Here is a 12,090-nt window from a genome sequence, read left to right on the forward strand (position 1 = left end):
GAGAACAGTACAAGACAGAAAAGGAGCACCATGAAGAAATCGGCCATCGTCCTCGCAGCCGGCAGCCTGTTGGCAGGTTCGGCGTTCGCACAATCGTCCGTTACCCTGTACGGTATCGTTGACCAGAGCATCCGCTTCCAGACGAACTCCAACGCCAACAACGACAACCTGTGGGAACTGACCAACGGCGCCGTCACCAACAGCCGCTGGGGCCTGAAGGGCAGCGAAGCCCTCGGCAATAACCTGAAGGCAATCTTCCAGCTGGAAGGCGGCTTCGATCCGGACACCGGCCGTTCCAACCAGGCCAGCGCCACCAACCCGAACGGCCGCCTGTTCGGTCGTCAGGCTTACGTTGGCCTGTCGGGCGACTTCGGCACGATCAAGCTGGGCCGCCAGTACACCGAAGGCTTTAACTTCTTCGGCGACTACGATCCGCTGACCATCGGCAACTACACCAACAACGCCTGGCCGTTCTTCCTGACCCAGTTCCGCAGCGACAACGTGGTCAGCTACGGCGGCAAGTTCGGCGGCCTGGACGTGGGCGCCAGCTACGGCTTCGGCGAGCAGCCGGGCAGCATGACCAAGAACCAGTACTGGGGCACCCGTGCCGCTTACTCGTTCGGTCCGTTCGGCATCGGCGGCGTGTACCAGGAAATCCGCGACATCAACGGCAACAAGCAGCAAATGTGGGGCGCTGCCGGTAAGTACGCCTTTGGTCCGGCCAAGCTGTTCGTGGGCTACGTCGGCGGCAAGGACCGCACCGGCGTGATCGACAACGGCTTCCTGAACAACTCGGCTGCCGCGCCTGCTCCGGCCGTGGTCACCGCCGGCGCTGCCAGCAACCCGCGCAAGGACACCCTCGGCTACATCGGCCTGACCTACCAGGCCACCCCGGCCCTGGCGCTGACCGGCGTGTTCTACGGCGACTACGTCGAGAACAAGAACGGCGTGAACGACAACAACGGCCGCCGCTACACCGGCGTGCTGCTGGCCGAGTACTCGCTGTCCAAGCGCACCCAGGTCTACGGCACGGTTGACTTCAACAAGGTTTCGGGCGGCACCACCACCGAAATGCCGGGCCGCAACAACCAGACTGGCGCTGCACTGGGTATCCGCCACATCTTCTGATCGACACCCGATCAGCAGTTCCTGGCAAAAGGCACCTTCGGGTGCCTTTTTTCATGGGCGCGGCCGGCGCCGCAGCCACAGGTACCAGCCGGCCTGCGAGGTGGCTTCGCCCATCGGCTGCAGCGGCACCAGCACGCCGCCATGCCGCGCCACCACGCGCTGTGCGCACAGCAGCGCCGGCCCGGGCTGCGCCAGCCGCGCGGCGCTTTCGTCGTCGGCGGAATCGAACGCCAGCCACAGCGCCAGGCCGCCGGCATGGCCACGGCACGTGATCCGCAGCGCAGTCTCCCGCGCCGCGGCATCAATGGCGCTGGTCAGCAGCCATTCCAGCGTTTGCGCCAGCATGGCCTGGTCCCCGCCAAGGCGCGGCAGGCGGCCGGCCGGCCGTTCAAGCCGTACGCCGGCCTCGCTGGCCAGGGTCCAGACGCGGTCCAGCGCTTCATCCAGCAGCGATTCCATGGCGATACGGCGCATGCGATAGGCGTGGCGCGTTTCGCGCAGCAGCCGGTTCAGGTCGTCGATCTGGCGCAGCGAACGGCGCGCATGGCTGCCGACCTGCGCCAGCAGCGCGGCGTCGGCCTGGGCCCGCGTGCGGCGCAGTTCCAGCCAGGCCAGCAGCGAGGCATTGGGTGCGCGCAGGTCGTGGCCAAGCACGTGCAGCAGCATGTCGTGCACGGCGGCGGGGTTGCGCACATCAGCGCGCCGCTGCGCGACCGGCCGGCCGCCGAACCACGGTGCCACGGCCAGCCCCGCCTGGTGCAGCCGGGACGCTCTCATGCGGCGGCCCGTTCGGTGCGCTCCGGGCGATCGGTACGCTCCAGCCGGTAGCCATGCGTGTAGACCGGCGTCAGCCGCAAGCCGTGCCCTGCCTGCAGCCCAAGCTTGCTGCGCACGCGCGAGACATGGGTATCGATGGTGCGCGACAGCGGCGAGATCTCGCGGCCCCAGACCGCGGCGGTGATGTGGTCGCGCGTGACGATGCGCCCCTCGTTGCGGAACAGCAGCACCGCCAGGTCGAACTCTTTGGGCGTCAGGCTGACCGGATCGCCGTTGCAGGTGACCTTGCGCAGGGCGCAGTCAAAAGCGTACTCGCCCAGCCGCAACGGCGCGAGCGGCGCCAGCTGCGCGGGATACGCGCGCCGCAGCAGGCAGTCGATGCGCGCGGCCAGCTCGGCCGGGCGCACCGGCTTGACCATGTAGTCGTCAGCGCCGGCCGCCAGGGCGTTGACGATGTCGAGCTCGGCCTCGCGGCAGGTCAGGAACATCACCGGGATGCGGCGGTCGAGGTGGGTACGCACCCAGGCCAGTACCTCGCGCCCGGACAGGTCCGGCATCTGCCAGTCCAGCAGCAGCAGGTCGAAGCCCGCGTCGCGCAGTGCCAGCAGCAGGCGCCGGCTTTCGGCGAAAGTCACGCAGTCATGTCCCGCGCCGGTAATGACCTGCCGGATCAGCGCCGCATCCGCGGGCGCGTCTTCAAGCGATGCAATGCGCGATGCCATTTTCTTTCCCATGTGTTGTCTCCGACGGAACAGAACACTAGCGGGACATTTAAGACCGCGTTGCCTTCGGCACGAATAGGAAAGACCTCAATCTCGATTTTCAACAATCTTTTACTTCTCGCCTCAGCAGGCCGCTCCTACCATGGGCTTCGCTGCGTGCCGAGCGGGCCCGCAGTGCCAAGCTCTGTCCATCCATCGGCGCATTCCGATGCGCCCGCGCAGGAGCCACTCTCGTGAACATCGCCGCGCTGCAGGCGGACCCGACCCTCGCCGTCAGCATCGAACAGACCCTGCGCCTGAACGGGCACCAGTGCACGCGCTATCTCAGCGGACGCACTATGATCGGCGCGCTGCGCGGCCGTTCGTTCGATCTGCTGATGCTCGACTGCGATACGCCGGGGATCCCGGCCCTGGAAGTGCTGGCATGGGTGCGCCGCACGCTCGGCAACGAGATGCCGGTGATGCTGACCGGCACCTCCAACGAAGAAGCCTTCGTCGCGGCCTGCTTTGCGCAAGGCGCCGACAGCTATGTGCCCAAGCCGCTGCGCACGGCCGAGCTGGCCGCGCGCGTGCTGGCGCTGTTGCGCCGCGCCAGGCCGGCGGTCGATGAATGCGACCTGGAGCACGGCGTGTTCCGCTTTGCCACCGCGGAGCGGCGCGTGTGGGTCCAGGGTAAGCCGGTGCTGCTGGCCCCCAAGGAATTCGACCTGGCGGTGCTGCTGTTCCGCAACCTGGGCTCGCTGGTGCTGCGCCAGGCCATGGTCGACCAGGTCTGGCGCTACCACATGGACCCGGCCTCGCGCACGGTGGACAGCCACCTGTCGCGCGTGCGCACCAAGCTGGCGCTGTGGCCGCACAACGGCGTGCGGCTGTCGTCGGTGTACGGGCTGGGCAGCCGCCTCGATGCGGCCTAGCCTCAATCGGCCTTGATGCCCGCGTCCCTGACGATGCGGGCGTTCTCCGCGGACTCTTCGCGAATAGCCTTGGCAAACTGCGCCGGCGTACCGCCGGTCGGCACTTCGCCGCCCTTGAGCAGGCGCTCATGGACTTCCGGCTCGGCCAGCGCCTTGTTCAGTTCGGCGTTCAGGCGGTTGATGATGGCCGCGGGCGTCTTGCCCGGCGCGAAGATGCCGAAGGTCGAGGTCAGGTTGGCCTTGGGGTAGCCCAGCTCGGCCAGCGTCGGCACCGAGGGCAGGCTCTCCAGGCGCCTGGGCGCACCCACCGCCAGCGCGCGCAGGCGGCCGGCCTGCATATGCTGGGTCAGCACCGGGCTGGCGTTGGTGCTCATCACCTCGAACTGGCCGCCGAGCGCGTCATTCATCTGTTGGCCCGCGCCCTTATACGGGATCAGCGTGATGTCGGCCTTCGACTTCTGCTTGATCTGTTCCAGCACTACGTGGCCAACCGTTCCCAGGCCCGACGTTGCCCAGCGCACCGAGCCCGGTTTGGCGCTGGCCTGGCCGACCACGTCGGCAAAGCCCTTGCCGCTGAAGCCGGCGGTGGCCACCACCAGCACCGGCGAGTACATCACGCTCATCACCGGCGCCACGTCCTTCTGCGGGTCGTAGTTGACGCGGCCGACATGCGGGTTGAGCGTCAGCGGGCTGGTGGCGGCGAAGCCCAGCGTATAGCCGTCCGGCGCAGCCTTGGCGACCGCATCGATGCCGATGCTGCCGCCCGCGCCGGCCTTGTTCTCGACCACCACCGAGGTGCCCATCTGCGCCGACAGCCGCTCGCCGAGCGCGCGCGCCACGGTGTCGCTGATGCCGCCGGTCGGGTAGGCGACGATCAGGCGGATCGGACGGCTGGGATAGGCGTCGGCAGCGGCGGCAGGCAGTGCGGCAGCACCGCTGGTCACGCACAGGGCGGCCAGCAGGGATGAGCGGAAGGGGAAGGCCATGATGGAAATGCGGGAGAGATTTCGACAGGAGGGCGCCGGGCGGGCGCCGGGCGCGGCAGCGGTTCGCCGGTCTGGCGCGGAGCAGCCGCTATCTTAGCCGATCGGGGCGTGCGCGCTCAGCGCACCAGCGGGCGTTCCGGCACCCACGAGACAAAGAGTTCGTTGGCCCGGTCATACAGGCGCCATACCGTGCCGCAGTCGCGGCAGGCAAAGGAAAGCATGCTGAACGGCACGCCGGCGGCGCTCTGGCTCACCAGCGGCACCGTGCCGCGCAGCGCCAGGCAGGACGGCGGCTCGCGCCGGCGCGGGTCGGCGGCGAGCGCCAGGCAGCGCTCGCAGGCAGGCGTGGCAGACGGTGCCGACGCGGGGTGGATGGATGGCGGGGACGGAGGCACGGCAGACTTCATGCCCGCCATGATGCCGCAAAACGCCGCCCGGCAGCAGCCGCTCACGCAATCTCGGATCAGGCCAGCTGCGTGCGCGTCACCGCGGCCGGCGCCGCCGCGCGCTGGCCCAGCCACACGCTGCCCAGCACCAGCAGCGCGCCGGCAGCCTGCATCGCCGTCAATGCCTGGCCCAGCACCAGAAAGCCGAGCACGGTGGCGCTGACCGGGCTGAGCAGCCCCAGCGCCGCCACCGCGGACGACGGCATGCGCCCGACACCGCGGAACCACAGCGCATAGCTGAAGCCGGCCCCGACAATGCTCAGCCACGCATAGCCAAGCCAGTTGGCCAGCGTGAAATGCCCGGGCAGCGGTTCCAGCACCAGTGCGAACGGCAGCAGGAACAGCCCGCCCGCGCACAACTGCCATGCCGTCAGCACCAGCGGCGAGACCGGCGGGCGCCAGTGCCGCGTCAGTACCGTGCCCACCGCCATCGATACCGCCCCGGCCGCTGCCGCCGCCACGCCGATGGCATCGAGCCGGGCGGCCGGGCCCAGTACCAGCAGCGCCACGCCCAGCAGCCCGCCCACGCCCGCCAGCCAGGCGGCCGGCCGCGGGCGTGCGCCCAGCCAGGCCCACGCCAGCACCACCACGATCAGCGGCTGGATCGCGCCGACCGTGGCCGCCACCCCGCCCGGCAACCGGTACGCGGCGATAAACAGCATGGCCTGGAAGAAGCCGATATTGAGCACGCCCAGCACCGCCGCGCGCCACCACCAGCTGCCGCGCGGCAGTTGCCGGCCGAAGGCAAGCATCGCCAGCCCGGCCGGCAGCGCCCGGATCACGCCTGAGAGCAGCGGCTGCCCCGGCGGCAGCCACTGGCTGGTGACCAGGTAGGTGCTGCCCCAGATGGCCGGGGCCAGCCCGGTCAGCAGGATGTCCCTGAGGGTCACGCCGCCGGTCGCGGCCAGGGAGGAAGATCCACTCGCCTTCATGTCGATATTCTTGATGTCAAGATAAATAGACTTTACGAAGCCGATTGGTTGATGTCAAGATACTTCGGTATTCCGCCCATCGCGTATTCCCACGCCCGCCCTGCTGATGACTGCCCGCCGCAAACCCGAAGACACGCCTGACCACGTCGATGGCATTCTCGCCCAATGGGCGCGAGAGCGCCCGGACCTGGATGCCTCGCCGATGGGCGTGATCGGCCGGCTGGGCCGGCTCAACCGCCATACCAGCCGGGCCATTGAAGCCGCGCTTGGGGAAACCGGCCTGCAGCCGTGGGAATTCGATGTGCTGGCGACGCTGCGGCGCGCGGGGCCGCCGTATGCGCTGTCGCCGGGCGCGCTGATCGGCTCGCTGATGATCACTTCGGGCACCATGACCAACCGGCTCGACCACCTGGAACGGGCCGGGCTGGTGCGGCGCCAGCCCAATCCGGAAGACCGCCGCGGGTTGCTGGTGGAACTGACCGAAACCGGACGCGAGCGCGTCGACCGCGCGCTGGAATTGCACGTGGCCAACGAGCACCGCCTGCTGGCGGACCTGACCGCGACGGAACGCGCGCAGCTGGCTGCGCTGCTGCGCCGCTGGCTGCGCATGTTCGAGCCGCCACCGGGCGGTGGCGGCGAAGGCAATGAACCGGCCTGAGTGTCAGGCCCGCTGACGCTCGCGCAGGTCGGGCAGGAAGATCGTCAGCAGGCCCAGCAGCGGCAGGTAGGCACAGTACTCGTACACCGCGCGGATGCCATGCGTATCGGCCATGCCGCCCAGCACCGCGGCGCCGATGCCGCCCATGCCGAAGGCAAAGCCGAAGAACAGGCCCGACACCATGCCGACCTTGCCGGGAATCAGCTCCTGCGCGAACACCAGGATCGCCGAGAACGCCGAGGCCAGGATAAAGCCGATGATGAAGGTCAGCACCGTGGTCCAGAACAGGCCCACGTGCGGCAGCGCCAGCGTGAACGGCGCCACGCCCAGGATCGACGCCCAGATCACGCGCTTGCGGCCGATGCGGTCGCCGATCGGGCCGCCCAGGATGGTGCCCGCCGCCACCGCGGCCAGGAACATGAACAGGTGCAGCTGCGCGTCCTGGCGCGCCAGCCCGAAGCGCTCCATCAGGTAGAAGGTGTAGTAGGAGGTCAGGCTGGCCATGTAGAAGTACTTGGAGAACACCAGCACCATCAGCACCACCATGGCCCGCACCACCAGGCGCATGGGAACCGGGCTGGCCACCGCGCCGGCGGCCTTGTGCTTGCGCGCGCCCTGCGCCAGCTGGCGCGCATACCAGCCGCCGATGCGCCACAGCACCACGATGCCCACCAGCGCCGCCAGCGAGAACCACGCCAGGCTGGCCTGCTGGTGCACGATCAGCGCGGCCAGCAGCGGCCCCATGGCGCTGCCGCCGTTGCCGCCCACCTGGAAGATCGACTGCGCCAGCCCGTGCTGGCCGCCCGAGGCCATGCGCGCCACGCGCGATGATTCCGGATGGAAGATCGATGAGCCGGTACCGACCAGCGCCGCGGCCACCAGCAGCACGCCGTAGCTCGGCGCCACCGACAGCAGCAGCAAGCCCGCCAGCGTGAACGCCATGGCGATGGCCAGCGAATGCGGCTTGGGATGCTTGTCGGTGTACAGGCCCACCACCGGCTGCAGCAGCGATGCCGTGACCTGGTAGGTCATGGTCAGCAGGCCGATCTGGGTGAAGCTCAGGTTGAAGCCCCCCTTGAGCATCGGATAGATCGCCAGGATCAACGACTGGATCATGTCGTTGAGGAAGTGGGCGAAGCTGATCGCCGACAGCACGCGGAAACCGGTGCGTTCGGCCTGGGGGGATGTCGCGGAGGGTGTCGCGCCAGCAGGCGCGGAGTCGATGGTTGTGCTCATTGGCGGCTCTCGACAGACGGAAAGCGGCCAGCGGGGGGCGCCGGCCTGGAAGGAACTGAGCACCGATGCTAGCTGGCGCCCGGGCGCCTGTCCTGCGAGAATAGGTCCCCGACCTTGGAGAAAAGGACATGCCGCGCGCCCCTCGCCCCCTTTCTGCTTCCGGAGCGGCCCGCCGCCGCCGCGATCAGCATGCGCCCCCTGCCCCCACGCCCGAGGCGCTGGCGCTGGGCGACACCTACGCCGATCCCCCGCCCTACGTCCGCTTCGACCGCAGCCCCCTGCCCGTCACCGCCATGGCCGCCGACTACCTGCCCGGCCACGTGACCAACCCGCACCAGCATCCGCACGCGCAGCTGATCCACGCGGTGCACGGAGTGATGGTGGTGGCCACCACCGAAGGCCAGTGGATCGTGCCGCCCACGCGCGGCATGTGGATGCCGGGCGGCACCACGCACTGGATCCGCATGGTCGGCCGGGTGCAGATGCGCACCGCCTATATCCGCCCCGATGCCGCGCCCGACCTGCCGCAGCGCTGCACCGTGCTGGGCATCTCCGCGCTGCTGCGCGAGCTGATCCTGGCGGCAATCGACATACCCCTGCCCTACGCTCCCGGCACGCGCGGCGCGCGGCTGATGCGGCTGCTGCTCGATGAAGTGATGCTGGTGCCGTCGCTGCCGCTGCACCTGCCGCGCCCGGCCGATGACAGCCTGCGGCAGATCTGCGATGCCATCACCGGCGCGCCCGATACGGCGCTGACGCTGGCGGACTGGGGTTCACGGCTGGGGCTGGACCCCAAGACCATCCAGCGCCGCTTTGCGCGCGAAACCGGGATGACCTTCGGGCAATGGCGCCAGCAGGCGCGCCTGCTGGCGGCGCTCGAGAAGCTGGCCGCCGGCAGCAAGGTGGTGGATGTGGCGCTGGACCTGGGCTATGACAGCCCGAGCGCGTTTGCGACCATGTTCAGGCGGCAGTTCGGCGTGCCGCCAAGCGCGTTCTTCCGCTGAGCGGGGGCGCCATGGCGGTCAGCTCGCGAGGTATCGCTCCACCAGCCGCGTCCAGTAGGCCGCGCCGACGGTCAGGTTCTCGTCGTTGAAGTCGTAGCCGGCGTTGTGCAGCAGCGGCTGGTTGGCGCCGTTGCCCAGCCGCACGAAGCAGCCCGGGCGCTGCTGCAGGAAGTAGGCAAAGTCCTCGCTGCCGGCGATGCGCGCGGCCTGGTCCACCACCTTGCCGGCACCGACCAGCTCCTCGGCCACCTGGCGCGCGAACTCGGTCTCGCGCTCGCTGTTGACCAGCACCGGGTAGCCGCGCACATAGTCGACCTCGGCCACCGCGCCGTAGCCTTCGGCGTGCGACGTGGCCAGCTGGCGGATGCGGTTCTCCACCGATGCGCGCACCTCGGGGTTGAACGAGCGCACGCTGATCTCCATGCGCGCATTGTCCGGGATCACATTGGGCGCGTGGCCGGCGTGCAGCGTGCCGATCGTCACCACCGCGGTCTCGTTCGGGTCGACATAGCGCGCGACCACCGACTGCAGCGCCATCACCAGGCTGCCTGCCACCAGGATCGGGTCGACCGACTGGTGCGGGCGCGCGGCGTGGCCGCCCTTGCCGCGGATGGTGATGGTGACCGTGTCGCATGCCGCCATGAAGGGGCCCGAGCGGAACAGGAAGGTGCCCTGCTCCACGCCCGGATGGTTGTGCAGCCCGAAGATCGCATCGCAGGGAAAACGCTCGAACAGCCCGTCGGCCAGCATGCGCTCGGCGCCGCCGCCCGCGCCGATTTCCTCGGCCGGCTGGAAGATCAGGTGCACGGTGCCGTCAAAGTTGCGCGTGCGCGCCAGCTGCTTTGCCGCGCCGAGCAGGATCGCGGTATGGCCGTCGTGGCCGCAGGCGTGCATGCGGCCGGCATTGACGCTGGCGTACGGCAGTGCGGTGCGTTCGTGGATCGGCAAGGCGTCCATGTCGGCGCGGATGCCCACGCTGTGCCCGCTGTCACCGCAGCGCAAGGTGCCCACCACCCCGGTGCCGCCCACGCCGCGCGTGACCGTATAGCCCCACGTCTCCAGCAGGCTGGCGACCAGGCCCGAAGTGCGGACCTCGTCGAAGGCGAGTTCGGGATGCTGGTGGATATTGCGCCGGATGACTTCAAGTTCGGCGCGGCTGTCCAGGGTGTCGGCCAGCGCGCAGTACCGGTGCTTGAGTGGTGACGTGGGGGACGCCGTGAGGGTGGTGCCGAGATAGGACTCGATTTCGGGGGCGTGCTCAGACATGGTGTTTTGCTCTCTGGCGAAACCTGTACAACCAGTATTTCACGCAGAAAACGCGAGCGAAACGCCAAGCGTGCGAATTCCTGTAAAACCATGTAATCGGGCCCGTTTCAGCACCGGAACTGTTGCCCTAATCGTACGCTTTGTATGGAAACCAAACGCTTTGTGTAAAAGCGTATCGATGGGGAACCATTGCGGACCGCGTATTAGCCCGCGGCAGTGCTGCCGGCATGCGTCACCCCGAAGGGTGACGCGATGCCACTGCCCTGCCCTCAGAGTTCGCCGTAGGGCACCACCTGCTGCGTCTGCTCGCCCAGCCCGTCCACGCCCAGGCGCATGGTGTCGCCGGCCTTCAGGAAGCGCGGCGGCTTGAAACCCATGCCCACGCCCGGCGGCGTGCCGGTCGCGATCAGGTCGCCCGGCAGCAGCGTCATGAAGCGGCTGACATAGCTGACCACGGTGGCCACGTCGAAGACCATGGTGGCGGTGCTGCCCTTCTGCACGCGCTCGCCGTTGACCTCCAGCCACAGGCCCAGCGCCTGCGGGTCCTGCACTTCGTCGCGCGTCACCAGCCACGGGCCGGCCGGGCAGAAGGTGTCGCAGCCTTTGCCCTTGTCCCAGGTGCCGCCGCGCTCGATCTGGAACTCGCGCTCGGACACGTCATTGACCACGCAGTAGCCGGCCACGTGGTTCAGCGCCGCTTCGCGCGAGACATTGCGCGCGGTGCTGCCGATGACCACGCCCAGCTCCACTTCCCAGTCGGTCTTTTCCGAGCCGAGCGGCAGCATCACCACGTCGTTGGGACCATTCAGCGAGCTGTTGGCCTTCAGGAACACGATCGGCTCGGCCGGCAGCGGCATGCCGGCCTCGGCGGCGTGGTCGGCATAGTTCAGGCCGATCGCCACGATCTTGCCGACGCCGCTCCAGGGCACGCCAAAGCGTGCGCCCTCGATCACCGGGAGCGACGCGGGGTCCACCTGCGCCAGCCGCGCCAGCGCCGCCGGCGCCAGCTGCAACGCGCCGATATCGGCCACCACGCCGGACAGGTCGCGCACGCGGCCTTGCGCATCGATCATGCCCGGGCGCTCGGCGCCGGGGTTGCCTACTCGAACCAGTTTCATCGTCGTCGTTATCTTCAGGGGTTGTTCAGGCGGACTTCTTGAGGGTGGCGCCGATTGCGCCGGTTGCGCCGGCCTCGGCCAGGGTCTGCGCCACCACGCTCAGGACTTCCCTGGCGGTGTTCTCGGAGTGGGCGCGCAGCACCTGCGCCAGGCGCGGCCGGCCGGGCTCGCGCAGCGCGGCCATGATGGCCTCGTGTTCCTCATGCGACTCCTGCCAGCGGATGGTATCGGCATTGGCTGCACCGCGCGCGCGGTGCACCTTGCTCATCAGCGTGGCATAGACGCCGGCCAGCACCGGATTGGCGGCGCCGTCGATGATCAGCTGGTGGATTTCCTGGTTGATGCGGAAATAGTCGGTGCGCCGGCCCGCCGCATGCGCATCGATCATGGCCTGGTGGCGCCGCTCCAGCTTGGCCATGGCGGCCGCACCCAGGCGCTGCGCGGCCAGTTCACCCGCCAGCGCCTCGAGCCCGTGCAGGGTCTCGAAGGTGGCGCGCAGCTCCTCCAGGTCCAGCGGCGCCACGCGATAGCCGATGTACTGCCGGTGCAGCACCAGCCCCTCGGACACCAGCACCTTCAGCGCCTCGCGCAGCGGCGTCTTGGAGACATCGAAGGTCTCGCAGAAGGCCCGTTCATCGATCCTCGCGCCGGGCGGCAGTTCGCCCTCTTCGATCATGGTGCGCAGCCGGGCGGCGATTTCGGCCGACATGCCGAGCGTGCGCAGGCGCGTGGTTTGGGAAAGCGTTTGTGTCACAGACGTCACCAGATTGGGGAAATGCACCACGACAAGGCTACCACATACCAAAATTGTGCATGCGCAACATCGCAAAATCAATGACTTACACGCGTTGTAATTACAGATTACGTATCCTATACTCCGGCCTGTTGCGCAAAACGCCAACA

13 protein-coding genes are annotated in these 12,090 nt (G+C 68.7%); 4 read left to right on the forward strand and 9 right to left on the reverse strand.

All coding sequences use genetic code 11. The features are described 5' to 3' along the window. Positions 1 to 30: 30 nt before the first annotated feature. Positions 31 to 1,128 carry a porin gene (locus I6H87_RS06640; RefSeq protein WP_010811450.1) on the forward strand — a complete coding sequence of 366 codons (1,098 nt, stop codon included), beginning with the start codon at positions 31 to 33 and terminating at the stop codon, positions 1,126 to 1,128. 51 nt (positions 1,129 to 1,179) lie between these two features. Here the strand turns inward: I6H87_RS06640 and I6H87_RS06645 are convergent, their stop codons facing one another. Together I6H87_RS06645 and I6H87_RS06650 are read right to left on the reverse strand one after the other, a co-directional pair. Further along, a complete protein-coding gene (locus tag I6H87_RS06645) occupies positions 1,180 to 1,905 on the reverse strand; it encodes a histidine kinase (protein ID WP_010811449.1) in 726 nt (241 codons plus the stop codon). Then, a complete protein-coding gene (locus I6H87_RS06650) occupies positions 1,902 to 2,639 on the reverse strand; it encodes a response regulator transcription factor (RefSeq protein WP_010811448.1) in 738 nt (245 codons plus the stop codon). The genes I6H87_RS06645 and I6H87_RS06650 overlap by 4 nt, the downstream gene beginning before the upstream one ends. Before the next feature lie 221 nt (positions 2,640 to 2,860). Here I6H87_RS06650 and I6H87_RS06655 point away from each other — a divergent pair, with 221 nt between their 5' ends. Then, on the forward strand, positions 2,861 to 3,541 hold the full coding sequence (locus I6H87_RS06655; RefSeq protein ID WP_011614340.1) for a response regulator transcription factor: 681 nt from the start codon (positions 2,861 to 2,863) through the stop codon (positions 3,539 to 3,541). Between the two features lie 2 nt (positions 3,542 to 3,543). On the opposite strand, the gene I6H87_RS06660 is transcribed toward I6H87_RS06655, so the two are convergent. The 3 genes from I6H87_RS06660 to I6H87_RS06670 all read right to left on the reverse strand — a co-directional run bounded on the left by I6H87_RS06660 (position 3,544) and on the right by I6H87_RS06670 (position 5,905). Next, the gene (locus tag I6H87_RS06660) at positions 3,544 to 4,527 is read right to left on the reverse strand and encodes a Bug family tripartite tricarboxylate transporter substrate binding protein (protein ID WP_010811446.1); all 984 of its coding nucleotides are present in this window, start codon (positions 4,525 to 4,527) and stop codon (positions 3,544 to 3,546) included. 116 nt (positions 4,528 to 4,643) lie between these two features. Next, a complete protein-coding gene (locus I6H87_RS06665; protein WP_011614338.1) occupies positions 4,644 to 4,943 on the reverse strand; it encodes a hypothetical protein in 300 nt (99 codons plus the stop codon). Positions 4,944 to 4,990: 47 nt separating this feature from the next. Beyond that, complete coding sequence (locus I6H87_RS06670; protein WP_010811444.1) at positions 4,991 to 5,905, reverse strand: EamA family transporter; 915 nt, start codon at positions 5,903 to 5,905, stop codon at positions 4,991 to 4,993. Positions 5,906 to 6,011: 106 nt separating this feature from the next. On the opposite strand from I6H87_RS06670, the gene I6H87_RS06675 reads away from it, so the two are divergent. Continuing rightward, positions 6,012 to 6,563 carry a MarR family winged helix-turn-helix transcriptional regulator gene (locus I6H87_RS06675; protein WP_037025273.1) on the forward strand — a complete coding sequence of 184 codons (552 nt, stop codon included), beginning with the start codon at positions 6,012 to 6,014 and terminating at the stop codon, positions 6,561 to 6,563. 3 nt (positions 6,564 to 6,566) lie between these two features. Here I6H87_RS06675 and I6H87_RS06680 read toward each other — a convergent pair whose 3' ends face one another. Further along, positions 6,567 to 7,799 carry an MFS transporter gene (locus tag I6H87_RS06680; RefSeq protein ID WP_011614337.1) on the reverse strand — a complete coding sequence of 411 codons (1,233 nt, stop codon included), beginning with the start codon at positions 7,797 to 7,799 and terminating at the stop codon, positions 6,567 to 6,569. 128 nt (positions 7,800 to 7,927) lie between these two features. Between I6H87_RS06680 and I6H87_RS06685 the strand changes: the two genes are divergently transcribed. Further along, positions 7,928 to 8,803: an AraC family transcriptional regulator gene (locus I6H87_RS06685; protein ID WP_011614336.1), complete on the forward strand. Its 876-nt coding sequence runs from the start codon at positions 7,928 to 7,930 to the stop codon at positions 8,801 to 8,803. A gap of 18 nt (positions 8,804 to 8,821) precedes the next feature. Here I6H87_RS06685 and I6H87_RS06690 read toward each other — a convergent pair whose 3' ends face one another. From I6H87_RS06690 to I6H87_RS06700, 3 genes are all read right to left on the reverse strand, one after another. Continuing rightward, a complete protein-coding gene (locus I6H87_RS06690; RefSeq protein ID WP_011614335.1) occupies positions 8,822 to 10,069 on the reverse strand; it encodes a M20 aminoacylase family protein in 1,248 nt (415 codons plus the stop codon). A 269-nt stretch (positions 10,070 to 10,338) separates the two neighbouring features. After that, positions 10,339 to 11,187, reverse strand: coding sequence for a fumarylacetoacetate hydrolase family protein (locus I6H87_RS06695; protein ID WP_011614334.1), 849 nt, complete (start codon positions 11,185 to 11,187; stop codon positions 10,339 to 10,341). Between the two features lie 25 nt (positions 11,188 to 11,212). Further along, complete coding sequence (locus I6H87_RS06700) at positions 11,213 to 12,088, reverse strand: GntR family transcriptional regulator (protein WP_231881372.1); 876 nt, start codon at positions 12,086 to 12,088, stop codon at positions 11,213 to 11,215. Positions 12,089 to 12,090 lie beyond the last annotated feature (2 nt).

This window comes from Cupriavidus necator (assembly GCF_016127575.1).
Classification (GTDB): Bacteria; Pseudomonadota; Gammaproteobacteria; order Burkholderiales; family Burkholderiaceae; genus Cupriavidus; species Cupriavidus necator_D.